General features: G+C 69.2%; 18 protein-coding genes. 9 read left to right on the top strand and 9 right to left on the bottom strand.

What is annotated here, in order from left to right; all coding sequences use genetic code 11:
• Positions 1-9: 9 nt before the first annotated feature.
• Genes ABTX24_RS13760 through ABTX24_RS13740 form a run of 5 tightly spaced genes read right to left on the bottom strand, consistent with a single transcriptional unit; the run spans position 10 to position 4,031 of the window.
• Positions 10-1,029: a DNA topoisomerase IB gene (locus ABTX24_RS13760; protein ID WP_350840318.1), complete on the bottom strand. Its 1,020-nt coding sequence runs from the start codon at positions 1,027-1,029 to the stop codon at positions 10-12.
• 12 nt (positions 1,030-1,041) lie between these two features.
• The gene (locus ABTX24_RS13755; protein ID WP_160028438.1) at positions 1,042-1,263 is read right to left on the bottom strand and encodes a CDGSH iron-sulfur domain-containing protein; all 222 of its coding nucleotides are present in this window, start codon (positions 1,261-1,263) and stop codon (positions 1,042-1,044) included.
• Positions 1,260-2,192 (bottom strand): iron-containing redox enzyme family protein, encoded by a 933-nt coding sequence (locus tag ABTX24_RS13750; RefSeq protein ID WP_350840316.1) that lies wholly within the window; start codon positions 2,190-2,192, stop codon positions 1,260-1,262. The genes ABTX24_RS13755 and ABTX24_RS13750 overlap by 4 nt, the downstream gene beginning before the upstream one ends.
• Positions 2,193-2,861, bottom strand: a complete 669-nt coding sequence (locus ABTX24_RS13745) for a methyltransferase domain-containing protein (RefSeq protein WP_350840314.1) — start codon at positions 2,859-2,861, stop codon at positions 2,193-2,195.
• 30 nt (positions 2,862-2,891) lie between these two features.
• Complete coding sequence (locus tag ABTX24_RS13740) at positions 2,892-4,031, bottom strand: carboxylate-amine ligase (protein ID WP_350840312.1); 1,140 nt, start codon at positions 4,029-4,031, stop codon at positions 2,892-2,894.
• A 35-nt stretch (positions 4,032-4,066) separates the two neighbouring features.
• On the opposite strand from ABTX24_RS13740, the gene ABTX24_RS13735 reads away from it, so the two are divergent.
• The 4 genes from ABTX24_RS13735 (at position 4,067) to ABTX24_RS13720 (ending at position 9,704) form a co-directional block, all read left to right on the top strand.
• Positions 4,067-4,891 (top strand): class II glutamine amidotransferase, encoded by an 825-nt coding sequence (locus tag ABTX24_RS13735; RefSeq protein ID WP_160028446.1) that lies wholly within the window; start codon positions 4,067-4,069, stop codon positions 4,889-4,891.
• A gap of 199 nt (positions 4,892-5,090) precedes the next feature.
• Complete coding sequence (locus ABTX24_RS13730) at positions 5,091-7,427, top strand: molybdopterin cofactor-binding domain-containing protein (RefSeq protein WP_350840310.1); 2,337 nt, start codon at positions 5,091-5,093, stop codon at positions 7,425-7,427.
• An 11-nt stretch (positions 7,428-7,438) separates the two neighbouring features.
• Positions 7,439-7,933, top strand: a complete 495-nt coding sequence (locus tag ABTX24_RS13725; RefSeq protein ID WP_160028450.1) for a (2Fe-2S)-binding protein — start codon at positions 7,439-7,441, stop codon at positions 7,931-7,933.
• 622 nt (positions 7,934-8,555) lie between these two features.
• A complete protein-coding gene (locus ABTX24_RS13720) occupies positions 8,556-9,704 on the top strand; it encodes a S1C family serine protease (RefSeq protein WP_160028452.1) in 1,149 nt (382 codons plus the stop codon).
• 6 nt (positions 9,705-9,710) lie between these two features.
• Here ABTX24_RS13720 and ABTX24_RS13715 read toward each other — a convergent pair whose 3' ends face one another.
• Both ABTX24_RS13715 and ABTX24_RS13710 read right to left on the bottom strand, forming a co-directional pair.
• Positions 9,711-11,207, bottom strand: coding sequence for an amino acid permease (locus ABTX24_RS13715; protein ID WP_160028454.1), 1,497 nt, complete (start codon positions 11,205-11,207; stop codon positions 9,711-9,713).
• Complete coding sequence (locus ABTX24_RS13710) at positions 11,204-11,377, bottom strand: hypothetical protein (RefSeq protein WP_350840307.1); 174 nt, start codon at positions 11,375-11,377, stop codon at positions 11,204-11,206. The genes ABTX24_RS13715 and ABTX24_RS13710 overlap by 4 nt, the downstream gene beginning before the upstream one ends.
• Positions 11,378-11,585: 208 nt before the next feature.
• Between ABTX24_RS13710 and ABTX24_RS13705 the strand changes: the two genes are divergently transcribed.
• On the top strand, positions 11,586-12,455 hold the full coding sequence (locus tag ABTX24_RS13705) for a glycoside hydrolase family 16 protein (RefSeq protein ID WP_350840305.1): 870 nt from the start codon (positions 11,586-11,588) through the stop codon (positions 12,453-12,455).
• Between the two features lie 5 nt (positions 12,456-12,460).
• Here the strand turns inward: ABTX24_RS13705 and ABTX24_RS13700 are convergent, their stop codons facing one another.
• Positions 12,461-13,021, bottom strand: coding sequence for a hypothetical protein (locus ABTX24_RS13700; RefSeq protein ID WP_160028458.1), 561 nt, complete (start codon positions 13,019-13,021; stop codon positions 12,461-12,463).
• Positions 13,022-13,089: 68 nt separating this feature from the next.
• A complete protein-coding gene (locus tag ABTX24_RS13695) occupies positions 13,090-13,788 on the bottom strand; it encodes an NAD(P)H-dependent oxidoreductase (RefSeq protein WP_160028460.1) in 699 nt (232 codons plus the stop codon).
• Positions 13,789-13,966: 178 nt separating this feature from the next.
• Here ABTX24_RS13695 and ABTX24_RS13690 point away from each other — a divergent pair, with 178 nt between their 5' ends.
• From ABTX24_RS13690 to rhaS, 4 genes are read left to right on the top strand one after another with little or no spacing between them, the layout of a single operon-like run.
• Positions 13,967-15,493, top strand: a complete 1,527-nt coding sequence (locus ABTX24_RS13690) for a sugar ABC transporter ATP-binding protein (protein ID WP_350840303.1) — start codon at positions 13,967-13,969, stop codon at positions 15,491-15,493.
• A complete protein-coding gene (locus ABTX24_RS13685) occupies positions 15,490-16,533 on the top strand; it encodes an ABC transporter permease (RefSeq protein WP_160028464.1) in 1,044 nt (347 codons plus the stop codon). Before ABTX24_RS13690 ends, ABTX24_RS13685 begins: the two co-directional genes overlap by 4 nt.
• Positions 16,530-17,591 (top strand): ABC transporter permease, encoded by a 1,062-nt coding sequence (locus tag ABTX24_RS13680; protein ID WP_160028466.1) that lies wholly within the window; start codon positions 16,530-16,532, stop codon positions 17,589-17,591. Before ABTX24_RS13685 ends, ABTX24_RS13680 begins: the two co-directional genes overlap by 4 nt.
• A gap of 5 nt (positions 17,592-17,596) precedes the next feature.
• Complete coding sequence (gene rhaS / locus ABTX24_RS13675) at positions 17,597-18,628, top strand: rhamnose ABC transporter substrate-binding protein (protein WP_160028468.1); 1,032 nt, start codon at positions 17,597-17,599, stop codon at positions 18,626-18,628.
• Positions 18,629-18,690: the final 62 nt, after the last annotated feature.

Raw genomic sequence — 18,690 nt, 5'->3', positions numbered from 1 at the left:
CCGGCTCCCTCAGCCGTCGTCCTGCGTCAGCAGGCGCAGGACCGCGCGCTCGGCCGCAGCCTGGCGCGCCTGCGGGTCCTTGCTCACGCCGTTGCGTACGCGGATCGTGCGACCCTGCTCGTGCAGCTCGAGCACCCGTGGGTCGACATAGGAGCTCCGGGCGATCGCCGGAGTGTTCCCGAGGTACTCCGCGACCTCCTTGATCGCGGCGACCTGCTGCTTGCGGCGGGATCTGATGGTCGGGGTCGAGCGCCCTGCTGCGTGCGGGTCCTCGGCCAGCGCGAGCGCCGCGAGCACGGTCGCGTGCCAGGTCCGGAAGTCCTTCGCCGACACCTCGAGGCCGCTCAGCTCGCGCATGTAGTCGTTGACCATGGCCGGCGTCAGCCGTTGCCACCGCCGGCCCTGCCGGTAGGCGAGAAGCTCCTCGAACCCTGCGCGGCGGCGACGCAGCTGCGCGATCGCCTCCACCGAGAGCGGGTCGTCGATGCTGATGGAGTGGTGGACGCCGGACTTCCCGGTGAAGTCGAAGACGTACGCCTCGCCCCGCTTGCGTACGTGGCGACGCTCCAGCGTCGTCAGGCCGAAGCCACCGTTCTCGTCGGCGTACGCGTCGCTGCCGATCCGGAAGCACCCCAGGTCCAGCAGCCGCACCGCGAGTGCAGATGCCCGGGCGGCGCTCATCCCGGTGGTGGTGAGATCCCGCTCCGTCCGCTCGCGTACGCGGGGGAGGACCGCACCGAGCTCCAGCACCCGCTCGAACTTCTCCTGGTCGCGCTTCGTCCGCCAGTCGGGGTGGTAGAGATACTGGCGCCGGCCTGCCGCATCGGTCCCGACGGCCTGGAGATGCCCGTTCTCACGGGGGCAGATCCACACGTCCTCCCAGGCAGGTGGGATGGCCAGGGCGCGGATCCGCTCGATGGCGTCGTCCGGCAACCGGTCGCCGGAGTCGTCGAGGTACACGAAGCCGCGACCCGCGCGACGGCGGGTCCACCCCGGCTCCTCCGCCGAGACCCGACGAAGTCGAACCACCAGGGGCTCCTCTCATCCGCGGGTGTCGTCGCTGTCGCGCCCTCGCGCGGCCAGCAGCCGATGCGTACCGTCGCACCAGGGTTTGATCGCGGACCCGCCGCACATGCACACCGCGCTGACCGGGCGAACCGTGCGGTGGATCTTCCCGTCGGGATCCTGGATCTCGTGCTTCCCGCGCAGCAGCATCGGCCCGGCCGGGCACAGCACGATCGAGGCGTGCTCGAAGTCCGTCATGAGGCACCCCACTGGGTGAGCATCGTCCGGGCGTAGCGAGCCTCCAGGTCGAGGCAGGTGAAGGCGCCGAACAGCACCTGGTCGCGCTCGCTCGGGTTCTCCTCCACGAACGCGCCGCACACGTCGCGTACGGCCAGCTGCTCGTGTACGGAGTCGGCCTCGACGTGCTCGTCGTAGTAGGCGGCCATCTCCTCGGGGAAGTCCAGCCGACGCAGCCCCTGGGCGAGCTGCCGCGACGGGACCGAGCTGGTCGACTCGAACGCGGCGAAGTGGCCGAGCGCCGCTCCGCGGAGCCTGCGGTGGAGCCCGAACAGCGACAGCGCGTTGTTCGACTCGAGGATCTCGGCCGGCGCCTCGTCGACGTAGCACGCGTGGTCGGTTCGCAGCCCGGCCGCTTCGATGCCGCGGCGGAACAGGTGGTGATGCAGCCGGTTCGGGTCACCGTCGCCGTACTCGTCGAAGAGGATCTCCATCATCGCGGCCTTGGGCCGGGTGTCGAGCCTGGGGACGACCCAGCTGGTGGGGTCGGCCTCCTTGAGGTGGTAGAGCGAGCGGTGCTTGAGGATCTCGAGCACCTGCTCCCGGTCAGCCCGGCGCTGCACGAACCGTGCCAGCGACGGTCCGTCGTGGCCGGCGACCAATCCGGGCAGGTCCAGCTCGCGATCCTGGAAGCCGCTGTGCTCCCAGCGCCGCCGCAGCTCGGCCTCGAACGACCTCTCCAGACCGCGGCGCAGGCGCAGCAGGTCCGGGTCCCACTCGAGGTCGGGATCGACCTCGTCGAAGCCCCGGTAGTGGAGCTCGTAGAGCGCCCACAGAGCGATCTGGGCGTCCTCGGCCGACTCCGGGGTCGGCTCCAGATCAGCGGTGGCGCCGCTCTGCAGCGCGGTGAACACAGCGGCACTCAGGGTGCCACGCGACTTCGGCAGCATCTACGCCCACCTTTCCCTCACGACCGGCCGGTACCCGGCGGCCGGTTCCGACATGCTCGGCCACGGTGCCCGGGCGAGGTGCACGAGCACCCCCTCGCCCGGCGAGTCCCGGACCTCCTCGATCCTCAGGTCGGTGCCCTCGACCATCTCCAGCAGGCGATCGGCCTGCCCTGGCGTACCGAGCTGGAGGACGGCCGCGCCGCCGGGGGAGAGGTGCCGGGCGGTCGTGGTCAGGCACCTCTCGGCGACCAGCATCCCGTCGGCGCCGCCGTCGATGGCCGTCCGCGGGTCCTCGGGATATCGCCCGACCTGGGCCGTGGGCACCCACGGCGGGTCCGCGATCACCAGCCAGTAGCGCTCGTCCGGGTCCTGGGTCTCCTCCATGCCGCCCTCGCGTACCTCGACCACGTCCGCCAGCCCGGCGCGCTCGGCGTTGGCCCGGGCGAATGCACAGGCGACCGGGTCGGCGTCGACGCACACCAGACCGCGGCCGGTCAGGGCGGCGGCGAGCAGGCCGATCTGGCCGGCGCCGGAGCACAGCTCGAGGATCGGCCCGTCCGGCAGCTCCGCGGCCAGCTTGGCCGCCCACTCGGACTGACGGACGGTCCAGGTACGCGGCGTGAGCACGCGGTCGTCGAAGTCGATGTCGAGATGACCGAAGCGGATCATGCAGGTGCCTCCAGTTCAGGGATGGGAAACTCAGGTGAGCTCGGCCAGCCGGACCACTGCTCGGTCCAGACGACCCTCCTCGTCGTGGATCCGGCGCTGAGTCGTGGAACCCGTGCCGCCGGTGAAGATCCGGCCGATCCCCTTCTCGGCGCGCGCGAGGTCTCCGGTGTCACGCAACGCCGGGCCGATGTGCTCGAGCAGGAGCTCCACCACCTCACGAGCCGGCCTCGGCCGGTGACAACGCGGGTCGATCAGATCGCCGGTGATGCCGTGCCGTCCCGCCTGCCACATGGCGAGCCGGAGCACGGCCACCGGCACCGGGTCGGGCGGCCGGCCCTCGGCCCACTCCCGGGCTCCGGTCTCGACCAGCGCCCGCGCCAGCGCGGCGACGAGCACGGCGTCGCGGGGGTCGAGGCAGACGTCGGCGACCCGGATCTCGAGCGTCGGATAGTTGCGGGACGGGCGGGCGTCGAAGTACGCCATCCCCTCGTCGAGCGGCACGCCTGTGTCGACGAGCAGGCGCAGGTGGTCGACGTACGCCTGGCCGCTGCCGAAGATCTCGGTCGGACCATTCGTCGGCCACCGGGTCATCACCTGAGACCGGTAGCTCGCGTATCCCGAGTCGCCGCCCTGCCAGAAGGGTGAGTTGGCGCTCACCGCGAGCAGCACCGGCAGCCAGGCGCGGATTCGGTCGAGCGCTCCCACGGCCTCGTCGTCGGACTCGACCGAGACATGCACATGGCAGCCGCAGGTGAGCTGCTCGCTGGCGGTCAGCCCGAACCGCTCCGCCATCGCCGCGTAGCGCTCGTCGTCGAAGGTCTGGGGCCACACCGGCAGCGGGGTCGTGCCGCTGGCCAGGATCAGCGCGCCCGCCTCGCTCGCGGCCGCCCGCGCCTTGTCGCGCCACCGCCTCAGGTCCTGCTCGAGGATCCCGAGGTACTCCTCCGCCGGCGTGTCGGTCTCGACCTGCTGCTCCTGCAGCTCAGGCCCCACCGAGCCGCCGGCCTCGCCGGCCGCGACCTCGGTGTCGCCGTGCCGGCGTGCCACCCGCAGCACCTCGCTGGCCACCGATCGCGGCGCGCCGGTCTCGGCGTCGACGAGGAGCAGCTCCTCCTCGACGCCGACTGTCCTGACCTGGTGATGGGTACTGCTCGAATAGTGGCTCTTCACTGCTCACACCTGCCTCTGGAAGGAGCAACTCGACGATGTGTCGCCTGTTCGGATATGTGACCGAGTCCCCGTGTGCCGTAGCCGACCTTCTCGGGGAGGAGGGGCTGGCCGCGTTCACCTCGCTCACGTCCGTGCACTCCGACGGCTGGGGGATGTCCTGGCACACGCCCGAGGGCACCTGCACGACGAGCTCGCCGAGTTCGGCGGACATCGACGACACCTATCGCCGACTCGTCGAGGCCCCGCTCTCCCATGCCGGGTTCGTGCATCTTCGCTGGGCGACGGGTGGTCTCGACGTACGTCCGGAGAACACCCACCCGTTCCTGAATGACGGCGCCGCGTTCGCGCACAACGGCCACATCTCGCCGATCGCCGACCTCGAGGCGCTGCTGACCCCGGAGTCGCGTGGGCGGCTGCGCGGTGACACCGACAGCGAGCGCTACTTCCACTTCGTGCACCAGAACGTCGAGAAGTACGGGGACGAGGCGGAGGGCGTCACCCAAGCACTGGCCACGCTGGTCCAGAAGTTCCCGCGATGCAGCCTGAACGCGCTGATGCTCACCCGGACCCACATGTTCGCGATCCACATCAACTCGCGTGCCGACTCGCCCCTGCGCGCGCTGCGCGAGCTCTTCGACGACGAGGGCGACATCCCGCCGCGACACACGACGGAGTACTTCGCGATGGACTACCGCCGGACCGGCTACGGCCTCGAGATCGTCTCCAGCGGTCTGGATCAGCCGGGCTGGACGCCGGTGCCCGCGGACACCGCGGTGATGGTCGACCTGGCCACCCGGGAGGTCACCCGGCTGGACCCGATCGCTCAGCTCGGCGCCGACGCGTTGCGGGCCCGCGACTGATGACGGGCTACCGCCGACCTGCTGTGGGGTGCATTCTGGCATGCCCAGAGGTACCCCATCCGGAGCACTTTCATTCGGAGCCGATCACCCCCCAAGGTGGGTAGTGGCCGTCTGTGACCGATGCCACGATGTCCCGTCAGGGGAGGGAGCAGAACCTCTGGGCGCAGCGTCCGGAGCCTCGAAATCGGAGGTGCTCCGCATGACAGAAATTCACGAAAGTATCGGCGCGCAGACGTCGACCGGGCCGTACCCGATGGGGCGGCGCAGGTTCATCGGCTACCTGATCGGTGGCGCCACCGTGATGGCGGCCGCCGATCTCGGCATGCTCGCCGAGCCCGCCGATGCGAAGGTGCCGAGCCTGCCGCAGGTCTTCGACACCTACGACCTCTCCGACGCGCTCACCGACGCCGCGCGTCCGACGGCCAACCTGATCACGGTCGTGATCAACGAGGACGGTACGGCCAGCTTCGAGCTGCCTCGCTCCGAGAACGGCCAAGGCATCACGACCGGGATCGCGATGATCATCGCCGAGGAGCTCGACCTGCCGCTGGAAAGGGTCACGGTCACCTTGGCGCCGGCTCGCCAAGAGCTGATCTGGAACCAGATCACCGGTGGCTCCAACACGATCCACGCGATGTTCACGCCGGTACGCGTGGCGGCCGCGATCGCGAAGGGTGCCCTGCTCGAGGCAGCAGCCGCTCTCTTGGGCGGGACCGTCGACGAGCTCACGTCCAAGGACGGCGTCGTCACCGCCGCCAACGGTGCGACCGCGACGTACGCCGAGCTCTCCAAGCGTGCTGCCGCCGGGACCACCAAGGAGGTCGAGGTCACCCTCAAGGACGCCAGCGAGTTCACCCTCATCGGGAAGCCGCGCAACCGGGTGGACGCGCTCGCCGCGGTGACGGGCACCAAGAAGTTCGCGATGGACTACGACCACAAGGGCGCGATGCCGACCATGGTGTGCCGTGCCCCCACGATGAACGGCACTCCGGTGGAACTGCGCAACAGGGCGGAGATCCTCGAGATGCCTGGGGTCACCCATGTCGCCAAGATCCCGACCGGGATCGCGGTGCGGGCGAAGACGTTCGGCCAGTGCATCGACGCGATCCAGAAGATGGACGTGGCCTGGAAGGACGGCCCGGTCGCCGGCGAGTCGGACGAGGACATCCTCTCCGGGGTCAAGGCGGCCGAGCTGCCGATGCCCTCGCTGCCCAACAACCCGCTGTCCAAGACGGTCGCGGCTGACTTCACCTTCTACTTCCGCAGCAACGCACCGCTGGATCCGATCAGCGCCGTCGCCGACGTCAGTGCGGACGGCGGGGAGATCTGGGCGGCCCTGAAGAACCCGATCGTCTCCCAGCAGCGCATTGCCCTCGAAGTCGGCATCGACCCCACCAAGCTCAAGGTCAACGTCGTCGAGGGCGGCGGCTCCTTCGGCCACCGGCTCTTCTGGGACGCTGCCTTGGATGCCGCTCACGCGTCCAAGGCCATGGGCGTGCCGGTCCGGTTGATGTGGCATCGCGCGGACGAGCCTCGCGCCGGGCGACTCCATCCACTGTGCACGTCACGGGTGCGCGCGTCGTACGTCGGCAACGAGGTGCTGGCCTTCCAGCAGTCGCATACCAGCGTCGAGACGGACTGGCGCCACGGCTTCGGTGAGATCGTCACCTCCCTGGGTGCGGACCTGCCGGAGGGACTGAGCAACCTCGGCTATTCCCAGCTGATCTTCGCGCTCACCTCGGGGATCCCCTACGACTTCGGAGTCCTCGCGCAGACGATGAACGAGACCGATACGCGGTTCAACACCGGCGCCATGCGCAACGTCTACTCCCCGGACGTACGCACGGCCAGCGAGCTGGTGGTCGACCAGCTCGCCAAGGCGATGCGGAAGGACCCGTACGACTTCCGCAAGGAGTTCCTGCGGAACGAGCGGATCCGGGCGGTGCTCGACAAGGCCGCGGAGGTGGCCGAGTGGGGGAAGCCGATGGCTCCGGGCACGGCCCAAGGCATCGCGGTGCACTACGAGTACAAGGGCGTGAGCGCCTGCGTCATGGAGATCGACTGTCGCCCCGAGACCGTCAATCGGAAGGTGCGCGATGCGTACGCCGGGCCCCGGGTCACCCGGGCGACGATGGTCATCGAGATCGGCCAGGTGGTGAACCCCCGCAGCGTCGAGGCGCAGATGCAGGGCTGCATCAACGACGGCATCGCGATGACGCTCTCCAGCAGCGTGCATCTCCGCAACGGCCACTTCCTGGAGGCCAGCTGGGACAACTACGCCTACACGCGGCAGTGGAACACGCCGCCCCAGGTCGAGGTGGTCATCTTGCCGGGGGAGAGCAAGATCATCGGCGGTGTCGGCGAGGCCGGTGTCGCTACTGCGGCCGCCGCGGCCGCCTGTGCCTACGCCCGGGCCACCGGGAAAATGCCGACGGAGTTCCCGATCAACCACAACGATCCGATCTTCTTCGAGCCGAAGTCGTTCATCCCGCCCGTGCCGCAGTCTCCGACTGACGGCCTCCGGTGGACCTACTGAGGAGCCCTGACATGCCTGAACAGACATTCGTCGTCAACGGCGAGAAGATCAGCGTCGACGTCGAGGACGACGTACGTGTGCTGTGGGTCCTGCGTGACCTGCTCGGCGTCAAGGGGCCGAAGTACGGATGCGGGATCAACGTGTGCAAGGCCTGTACGTCACATCTCAACGGCAAGGCGTTCAACCCGTGCGCGGTGCCGGTCGGTGCCCTCAGCGCCGACGACGAGGTCACCACGATCGAGGGTCTCCCGGGTGAGGTGCCCGAGTCAGACCGCGGGCCGAACGGTCTGCACCCGATGCAGGAGTCTTGGCTTGACCATGACGTCGCCCAGTGCGGCTACTGCCAACCGGGCCAGATCATGGCCGCGGTGGCGCTGGTGAAGAAGGTGCGTGCCGAGGGCCGCACCATCACCGACGCCGATCTCGACGGGATCCGCAACGTCTGCCGCTGCGGCACCTACACCCGGATCCGCGAGGCCATCCGAGACGGAGCCGGGCGGATGTGATCCTGTCTCTGACCAGCCGCGACACGGCTGGTCAGAGGCGGTCCGCCATGAGGGGCACCCGAAGCAGGGCGCGTCGATCAACGTGACCTCGCGCCGGCCGTGGCTGTGGGCGATCACGCCGCGCGAGGAGCAGCCCCATCGGAGCCGGTGGGGACTCGACCACCACACGGAGTCGTTGGCGTTTCTCATCGTGCATGACGGCGAGAACGTGGAGGCCGTCGAGCCAGACCAACAGGTCGCAGCGGGCGCAGTAGGGCGAATCGTGGTGGCAGCGTGCAGCACCGCACGCCGGAGGCTCGGACAACGTCGAGGCCTTCCGGTGAACGTTTGCTTGGTCGCCACCGATCTTGAAGGCCTCGACACCTTCTCAGACGCCATCCGCTGCTCACCGGCGCGTCACGCTCACCCCCACCTCAGGTCGGAAGCGCCCATCTGCTGGCGCACGCAGATGGTGTCGGGCGGTGGGTTGAGCAGACCTGAACGAGTAGCACGGAGGCGAGGGCCGAGGGCGTCGCCCCCGATCGGGTGTCCTGGCATTCCCAGCCATTCCGTGACGTACTCACAGGAAGTCCATAGCGGGCGGGCGGAATCTTGAGGCATCAACTGCCTCAAGGAGGACCCGATGTCCCGCTCCCGCCGTATCCGTCACTCTCTCCTCGCCGTCGCGGCGATCCCGCTCGTCGCGATCCCGGTCGCCACCCCGGCCCTCGCGGTGGCCGCGGTCAGCGCCACCAAGACGTACGCAGCCGAGTCCGGTCCCGGCTACGGGTACGGCTACGGCGGCTCCGTCGAGAGCTACGGCGGGGCCTATGGCGGCGGGATCGTGGACCCCTACCGGCAGAGCCTCGGCACCTCGACCGCGACCGTCGACTCGGAGCCCGCGACCGAGGCCGAGTCGACCGGCGTCGTGCTGATCAACACCACGGTCGGCTACGGCACCGGACAGGGCGCGGGCACCGGGCTCACGATCACCGGCGACGGGATCGTGGTGACCAACCACCACGTCGTCGAGGGCGCCACCTCGATCACCGTGACGGACCCGAGCACGGGGGAGACGTACGCAGCGACGGTCCTCGGCTACGACGACGTCCATGACGTCGCGGTGCTGCAGCTCGAGGACGCCTCGGGGCTCTCGACGGTCGCGACCGACCAGGATGCCGCGACGCAGGGCGAGGAGGTCACCGCCGTCGGCAACGCCGAGGGCCAGGGCTCGCTCTCGGCCGCCGACGGTACGGTCACCGACCCGAGCACCGCGATCACCGTCAACAACGAGGACGGCACCACCGCCGAGCTCAGCGACCTGATCCAGACCGACGCCGACGTCGTCTCCGGCGACTCCGGCGGCGCGCTGCTCGATGAGGACGGCGAGGTCATCGGGATGAACGTCGCCGCGACCTCGGGCTCGGCCGAGATCTCCGGCTACGCCATCCCGATCGACACCGTGCTCGACATCGCCGCCCAGATCCTGGCCGGGGAGGAGTCGGGCGACGTCGAGATCGGCGGCTCGGCCGCCGCGCTCGGGGTGCAGGTGGACACGACCAGGTCGACGCTGGTCGTCGGCGTGGTCGAGGGCGGCGCCGCCGAGGCAGCCGGGGTCACCGAGGGCAGCACGATCACCTCCGTCGACGGGACCGCCGTGGCCAGCATCGACGACATCACCTCGGTGCTCGGCGACCACGAGCCCGGCGACGAGATCCCGGTCAGCTGGACCGATGCCGCCGGGGAGGCCCACACCGCGACCGTGACCCTCGGCGAGGGGCCGGTCGCCTGACCAGGTTCAGCTCTTCGGTCCGTCTTCGTCGGAGAGCGGACGCTCCGCCCTGATCGGGATCGCGCCGGTGTAGCCCTCGCGTTCGAGGGCGATCTGCTGGACGCGGTCGCGGACGAGCCGCCAGCCGATCATCAGCGCCGGGATGATGACGACCAGGGTCGCGACCGTCCAGGTGCCGATCGGGTAGTCGAAGCCCATCAGGACCAGCACGGTCGCAAGGAACACGAGCGTGGCGTAGCCGGTCCACGGTGATCCCCACAGCCGGAAGTCGGGCCGGTACATCAGGCCCTTCTTCCAGCGCCGGTAGAGCTGGATCTGGCAGATCACGATGGTCGCCCAGGAGGCGATGATGCCGAGCGCCGACATGTTCAGCACGATCTCGAACGCCTGCCCCGGCACGATCGCGTTGAGGCCGACGCCGAGGAGCGTGATGCAGCCGGTGAGCAGGATCCCTCCGAACGGAACCCCGTTCCTCGACATCCGCGCGGTGAAGCCCGGCGCGCTCCCGCTCATCGCCATGGACCGCAGGATGCGCCCGGTCGAGTAGAGGCCGGCGTTGAGCGACGAGAGCGCCGCGGTCAGCACCACGAGGTTCATGATGGTGCCGGAGTTCGCGATCCCGAGCTGGTCGAAGAACGTCACGAACGGACTCTCGTCCGCCCGGTAGGTCGTGTAGGGCAGCAGCAGCGCGAGCAGCACCAGCGAGCCCACGTAGAACACCGCGATCCGGGCGATGACGGAGTTGATCGCCCGGGGCATGATCTTGGCCGGCTCGGCGGTCTCGCCGGCGGCGGTCCCGACGAGCTCGACCGCTGCGTACGCGAAGACGACGCCGGAGATGACGATGACGAGCGGGAGGACACCGACCGGGAACAGCCCGCCGTTGTCGATGACCATGCCGATCCCGGTCTCTTGGCCGTTGAGCTCCTCACCGCCGGCGAGCACGATCATCCCGAGCACGAGGAAGCCCAGCAGCGCGACCACCTTGATGAGCGCCGCCCAGAACTCCAGCTCGCCGAAGAGCTTGACCGAGATCAGGTTCATCGAGAGCACGACCGCGAGCGCGACGAGCGCGATCACCCATTGCGGGACGACCTCGAACGTGCCCCAGAAGTGCATGTACGTCGCGATCGCCGTGACGTCGACGATGGAGGTCATCGCCCAGTTCAGGAAGTACATCCAGCCGGCGGCGAACGCGGCCGGCTCACCCAGGAACTCCCGGGCGTAGGAGACGAACGATCCCGACGAGGGTCGGTGCAGCACGAGCTCGCCGAGCGCGCGCAGGATGAGGAAGACGAACACGCCGCAGAAGGCGTAGACGAGGAACAGGCCCGGCCCGGCCTCGTGGAGGCGGCCGCCGGCTCCCAGGAACAGGCCGGTGCCGATGGCGCCGCCGATCGCGATCATCTGCAGCTGCCGTGGGCTGAGGCTCTTGTGGTAGCCCTCGTCCTCGTCGGTCAGGCCGCTGACCTGGCCGCTGGTCTGGTCTTCGGTGTCTGTCATCGGCCCGCTCCCGGTCCGGAGTGCGGCGGCTCGGGTACGTCCTTGAACAGGAGCCATCCACCGACCACGGCGACGACCGCTGCCACGGCGTAGCCGATCAGCGACCACCAGCCGAGATGCAGGTACGCCGTCACCCCGACGATCGCCAACGCGAGGAACACCATCGTCATGCCGATGATCGGCGTCCGTGGCCTGTATGGATCCCGTGCCAATGCGATCACCTCACCTGCAGGGCCCCCGATGGCCCCGCTCCGGGGACCCATTAGAGCGCATCGAGCGGTATCTCGCGGTGACCGGACGTCGCCCGGCGTTTCCGTTCCGCAGGACGGCAAATAACAGTAAGGTCGCCTTACAGTTAACCCCATGAAGGAGCGTTCGATGCGTAGCTCGAGGATCCGCACCATCCGCACCACACTCACGGCGACTGCCGCTCTGGCTCTCGTCCTGGTCGCCCCGCTGGCCGCGCCGGCCGCTGTGCCCGGCCCCGATACCGGTGGCCCAGCCACCCGCACCGGAGAGGTCGAGGCGGCAGCCCTGACCTGGTCCGACGAGTTCGACGGGCCTGTCGGCAGCGCCCCGAACGGCGCCAACTGGAACTTCGAGACCGGAGGCGGGGGCTGGGGCAACAACGAGCTCCAGACCTACACCGACTCCCGCGACAACTCAGCCCTCGACGGCAACGGCAACCTGGTCATCACGGCCCGGCAGAGCGGGAGCGGCTACACCTCGGCGCGGCTCACCACCAAGGGCAAGGTCCAGCCGAAGTTCGGCCGCCTGGAGGCTCGGATCCAGATCCCGCGCGGCCAGGGGATCTGGCCGGCTTTCTGGATGCTGGGCGGGCAGTTCCCGAACACGCCGTGGCCGAACGCCGGCGAGATCGACATCATGGAGAACGTCGGCTACGAACCCCACCTGGTCCACGGCACCCTGCACGGTCCGGGATACTCCGGCGGCAACGGCATCACCGGTCAGTACATGCACCCGCAGGGCTGGTCCTTCGCCGACACCTTCCACACCTTCGCCATCGACTGGCGGCCCGGCTCGATCACCTGGTCCGTCGACGGGGTGGCCTACCAGACCTTCACCACGGCCAACACCGGCGCCAACCCCTGGGTCTTCGACCAGCCGTTCTTCTTCATCCTCAACGTCGCCGTCGGCGGCAACTGGCCAGGCAACCCCGACGGCACGACCCAGTTCCCGCAGAGCATGGTCGTGGACTACGTACGCGTCTACGACTCCCAGCTGTGAGGTGATCAGCCGAGGCCGGTGAGGGCGAACCACAGGCAGACGATGCCCACGGTGACGTCGAGGCCGATGCACCACAGCGCCAGGGATCGGGGGACGACCCGGTCCCTGGCGAGGTGGTAGGCGTCCCATGCGGCGTGCGCGATCAGCGTCAGGGCGGCCAGGCCGAGGCCCAGTGCGGGGCTGAGGAGGAGGGCCGCGACGGCGATCCCGAAGTAGCCGACCATGCCACCGGCCTCCAGGGCCGTCGCCCGCTGTCGGCGGGCGACACCCACCACCACCAGGACTGTGCCTGCTGCGGCGATCAGGTGCCACCAGGTGGCTCCGAGCAGCTCGCCGAGGACCACGAGCGCCGTGCCGGCGGCGACCGCGGCCCAGGCCGTCCACCGCGAGCCGAGCGCGCCGGCGGCGAGGTAGGCCAAGGTCGCGATCCCGGCAGGGATCGCGGAGGACTCGGCCGAGACGCCGCCCTGTGTCATCGCGATTCCGCTGGCGACCCCGACCAGCACCGGGATGGCGGCGATGCTCGTGCGCCACGGGGTGGGCGTGCTGTCGGTGTGTGCGGTCATGGCGGGAACCTATACCCACCTAGGGTATTCGCGCCGCTGAATAATCCGCGCCTTTCATGCGCACGAACTCAGCCCTCGCGATGGGCGCTCAGCCCGTCCTCCCCGGGGGCGACCGAGTCGTGGAGCCTGATCGTGTGGTCGTAGTGCTCGTCGGCCATCGGCCGGTAGTCGAGTCGCGGCTCCGTCATCACGCCCTCGAGACGTACGCTCAGGTCGGCTTCGATACGAGCCATGAGCTCGGCGTCGATGGTGTCGGTGTCGGTGATCAGGTGCGGGCGCAGCGGATCCATCCCGGTGTACCAGAACGTGCCGTGCAGCAGCGGCCACAGGACGTCCTCGATGTGGCCGCTGATCCCGCGTGCGCCGAGGCTCGCGGCCCGGTCGCCGGCGGTGACGATCGTCAGTGCGCGCTTGCCGACGAGGCCGCCCTTGCCGTACTTGAGCGGCTTGCCGGTCTCCGGGTCCGGTACGTCGAAGGCGAACCCTGACTCGAAGACCCGGTCGATCCAGCCCTTGAGGATGGCCGGCATCGAATACCACCACAGCGGGAACTGCACGACCAGCAGATCGGCCTCCCGCAGCCGGTCCTGGTGGCGGCGTACGTCGGCCTCGCCCAGCTCCACCAGAAGTGGATTGAAACCTTCTCGATAGAGGTCGATCTCGTCGACGCTCCACCCGGCCGCGCCGAGCGCGTTCACGCCGACCTCGCGCAGCCGTCCGTTGAGTGATGACGCGTGCGGATGTGCCCATACCCAGAGTGCGTGCATGGGGCTCTGAACGCCGTCTGACGCGGCTGGATTCCCGCCTGGATGCGGGCGGGCGTCGACGCGGTCTGATGACAAAGTCCGGATCTCGCTCAAATTAGCGGCCTCAGAGTGTTGACGTATGTGATTGCCATCACTAGCGTAAACCAGGCTTGAAACCTTTCAATTCGAGGAGCTGCCCATGCCGGACACACCCGCCGCACTGGAGCTGCGGGACGTGGCCAAGTCCTTCGGCCCCGTACGCGCCCTCCGGTCCGGAAGCCTCCGGGTCGAGGCCGGATCCATCCACGCGCTCGTGGGGGAGAACGGTGCCGGGAAGTCGACCCTGGTCAAGATCGTCGCCGGGCTCTACCGCCGCGACGCCGGCGACTACCTGCTCTCCGGGGAGCAGGTCGACTTCCGCAACACCGCCGACGCCAAGCAGGCCGGGGTCGCGGTCATCTACCAGGAGCCGACCCTCTTTCCCGACCTCTCGGTCACCGAGAACATCTTCATGGGACGCCAGCCGACCAACCGCTGGGGCAAGATCGACCGCGCCGCGATGCGCACCGAGGTCGTCGAGCTCTTCGCCAGGCTCGGAGTCCCGATCGAGCCCGACCGTCCGACCGAGGGCCTCTCGATCGCCGACCAGCAGCTGATCGAGATCGCCAAGGCGCTCTCGCTCGACGCCAAGGTCCTGATCATGGACGAGCCGACCGCCGCCCTGTCGGGCAACGAGGTCGAGCGGCTGATGAGCGTGGCGCGCACGCTGCGCGACCAGGGCTGCGCCGTGGTCTTCATCTCGCACCGCTTCGACGAGGTGTTCGCGCTCTGCGACACGATCACGGTGATGCGCGACGGCGCCTACATCTCCACCGACCCCATCTCGGCGGTCACCGAGGACGAGATCGTCCAGCGGCTCGTCGGGCGCGAGGTCTCCGACCTCTACCCGAAGCTCGAGGCCACCGTCGGCAAGCCCCTGCTCGAGGTCAAGGGCCTCACCAGCACCGGGCTGTTCCAGGACATCAGCCTCACCGTCCGAGAGGGCGAGATCGTCGGCCTGGCCGGCCTCGTCGGAGCCGGGCGCAGCGAGGTCGCGCAGGCGATCTTCGGCGTTGACCCCTACGAGAGCGGCGAGGTCACCCTTGAGGGCAAGCCGGTCCCGCCGGGCGACCCGAGGCGAGCGATCGAGATGGGGCTGGCCTTCGTCCCCGAGGACCGCCGCCAGCACGGTCTCGTCCTGGACGCGCCGATCTCGCGCAACATCACCCTCCCGACGAGCGGCCGGCTCGCCCGCACCGGGCTGATCAGCACCGGCATCGAGAACCGCTCGGCCGCCGACTGGGCCGCCCGGCTCGAGGTCAAGGCCGCGACGCTCGACACCCTGGCCGGCACGCTCTCGGGCGGCAACCAGCAGAAGGTCGTCCTGGCCAAGTGGCTCTCGACCCGGCCCAAGGTGCTGATCATCGACGAGCCCACCCGAGGCATCGACGTCGGCACCAAGTCCGAGGTCCACCGCCTGCTCTCGACCCTCGCGCAGGACGGTCTCGGGATCCTGATGATCTCCTCCGAGCTCCCCGAGGTGCTCGGTATGGCCGACCGCGTGATCGTCCTCAGCGAGGGTCACCAGACGGCCGAGCTGAGCCGCGCGGAGGCGACCCCCGAGGCCGTCATGCGCGCGGCGACGGCTCACCACTCCACCACCCTGAACGTCAGCGAGGCATCATGACCACCACGCTCGACGCGCCCGCCCCGGCCGCGCCGCAGCCACGCCACCGAGCAGCCGGCCGGCTGACCTGGCTCCTCAAGCAGCGCGAGACCGGCATCGCCGTCGCCTTCATCCTGCTGCTCGTGGTGACCACGGCGGTGAACCCCAACTTCCTGTTCAGCACGGACGGCTGGCGCGACCTCACCCTGACCCCAGCGATCCTGGTGTGCCTGGCGATCGGCCAGGCGATGGTGATCGTCACCCGCAACGTCGACCTCAGCGTCGGCTCGACCCTCGGGCTCACGGCCTACCTGGCCGGGCGGCTCTTCCTCGACACCGGGCTCCCGGTGATCCTGGTCGTCCTGATCGCGGTCGCCGCGGGCGCCGTGCTCGGCCTGATCAACGGGGCACTGGTCGCCTTCGCCAAGGTGCCGGCGCTGGTCATCACCCTCGGCACGCTCTACGTCTACCGCGGGATCATGCTCGAGTGGGCCGGCAGCGACCGGATCAACGCCTCCGACATCCCGCCCGGGCTGCTCGACTTCGGCACCGGATCGTTCCTGTTCATCCCCAACCTCGCCTGGATCTCGTTCGCGCTGCTGGCCGTCGCGATCTACCTGATGCGCTCCACGCGTGTCGGCCGCGAGTTCTACGCGATCGGCTCCGACCCCGACGCCGCCACCCTCTACGGGCTGCGTGACAAGCGCCGGGTCCTGCAGGCGTTCGCCACCTCGGGCGCGCTCGCCGGCCTGGCCGGGATCCTGTACGTCTCCCGCTACGGCACCATCAGCTCCGGCGTCGGCCAGGGCATCGAGCTCGAGGCCGTCGGCGCCGCGGTCGTGGGTGGCGTGGCCATCTTCGGCGGCAGCGGCACGGTGCTCGGGGCAGCCCTGGGGGCGTACCTCCTCGTCACCATCAACCGGGCGCTCCCGATCCTCGGCATCCCCGACTTCTGGCAGCAGGCCGTCGTCGGCGCGCTGATCATCGGCGCGATCGTCCTGGACCGCTACTTCGCCCGCCGTCAGCACGACAAGCTCCTCGCAGAGAGGGAAGACTCATGACGTTGCTCTCCGAGAAGGCAGCGCCGAGGACGTACGCAGCGCACGCCAAGCCGTGGTGGCAGCGCACCCTGATGACCCGGGACTCGGCGATCATCGCCCTGCTCGTGGTCGTGTGGCTGTACGCCTCCATCGCGATCCTCAACTTCTCCGACCCGATCACGGTCTACTTCCTGGTCCTCGACATCACGCCGATCCTGTTGATCGCGCTGCCGATGACGCTGATCATCATCACCGGCGAGATCGACCTGTCGGTCGCAAGCGTCGTCGGGCTCTCCAGCGTGCTGTTCGGGGTGCTGCACCGTGAGGGCCTCCCGATGGTCGCCGCGATGGTGATCGCCCTGCTCGCCTGCGCGGTCGCGGGAGCCCTCAACGGGGTGCTCGTCACCCGCTTCGGGCTGCCGTCACTGGCCGTCACGATCGGCACCATGGCGCTCTTCCGCGGCATCGCGGTCGGCGCGCTCGGCACCACCGCGATCACCGACTGGCCCGACTCCTGGGGCGACGCCGTCCAGGCCCGGATCGGCGACTCCCAGATCCCGCTGATGACGATCCCGCTGGTCGTCCTGATCCTGATCTTCGCCGTGATCCTGCACTTCACGCCCTTCGGGCGCGGCATCTTCGCGGCCGGGCTCAGCAAGGACGCGGCGCGATTCTCCGGCGTCAACGTCGACCGTACGAAGCTGATCCTGTTCACGCTCAGCGGGCTGGTCTCGGGGCTGGCGGGCATCTACTTCACGCTGCGCTACGGCAGTGCACGTGGTGACAACGCCACCGGGCTGGAGCTCCAGGTCGTGGCCGCGGTGCTGCTCGGCGGCGTCTCGATCTTCGGCGGCCGCGGGGCCATCCCCGGGGTCATCGCCGGCGTCGTCCTGATCGGGACGATCGGCAGCGCGCTGCGCCTGGACGGACTCAGCGCCAACATCATCCAGATCATCACCGGCGTACTTCTCATCGCAGCGGTCATCGCGGCCAGCGTCCTCGGTTGGACCGGTCGCATCGTCGGCACCTATCGCCGGCAACACAGCTCGGACGAACCATCCTCAAAGAAATCGGAGTGAGAGACATGACCAGCAAGTTCCGACGCGCAGGCAGTGCCGTCGCCATCGTTGCGGCCCTCGGCCTCGCCCTGTCCGCCTGCGGCGGCGGGAGCGACAGCGGCAGCGATGGGGAGGGTGGCGGCGACACCAGCAGCATCACCTTCATCCCGAAGAACCTCGGCAACCCCTACTTCGACGCCTCCGACACGGGTGGCAAGAAGGCCGCCGACGAGATCGGTACGAAGTGGGAGCAGGTGGGCCCGACCGAGTCGACCCCCGACTCCCAGGTCAGCTTCATCAACACCGCGACCCAGCAGCGCGCCGGCGCGCTCGTCGTCTCGGCCAACGACCCGACCGCCATCGGTGACGCCCTCGACGAGGCCCGCAACGCCGGCACCAAGGTCGTCACGATGGACTCCGACACCGAGCCGCAGTTCCGCGACGTCTTCGTCAGCCAGGCCGACGCCGCCGGCATCGCCAAGAGCCAGGTCGACCTGATCGCCGAGCAGATCGGCGGCAAGGGTGAGATCGCGATCCTCTCGGCGGCGGCCAACGCCACGAACCAGAACGAGTGGATCAAGCTGATGGAGGAGGAGCTGGCCGCGAGCCACCCCGACATCAAGCTCGTCGACACCGTCTACGGCAACGACGACGACCAGACGTCCTTCGACAAGACCGCCGGCCTGCTGCAGTCCCACCCCAACCTCAAGGGCATCATCAGCCCGACCACGGTCGGCATCGCCGCGGCCGCCCGCTACCTGTCCGACTCGGAGTACAAGGGCAAGGTCGCGCTGACCGGTCTCGGCACCCCGAACCAGATGCGCGAGTACATCAAGGACGGCACCGTGAAGTCCTTCGCGCTGTGGGACCCCGAGCAGCTCGGCTACCTGGCCGCGTACACCGCCGACGCGCTCGCCTCGGGTGACATCGAGGGCAAGGAGGGCGACACCTTCGAGGCCGGTGACCTGGGTGAGTACACCGTCGGCGCCGACGGCGTAGTCGTCCTGGGTGAGCCGACGGTCTTCGACGAGTCGAACATCGACGACTTCGATTTCTGACGTCCAACCCCGTGTAACACGCTGTTCGTAGCACTACTCGCCCTATCGGAACGACCGGATAG

The organism is Nocardioides sp. NPDC127514 (assembly GCF_040302125.1).
Classification (GTDB): domain Bacteria; phylum Actinomycetota; class Actinomycetes; order Propionibacteriales; family Nocardioidaceae; genus Nocardioides.
This window is presented reverse-complemented; position numbering and strand designations above follow the sequence as displayed.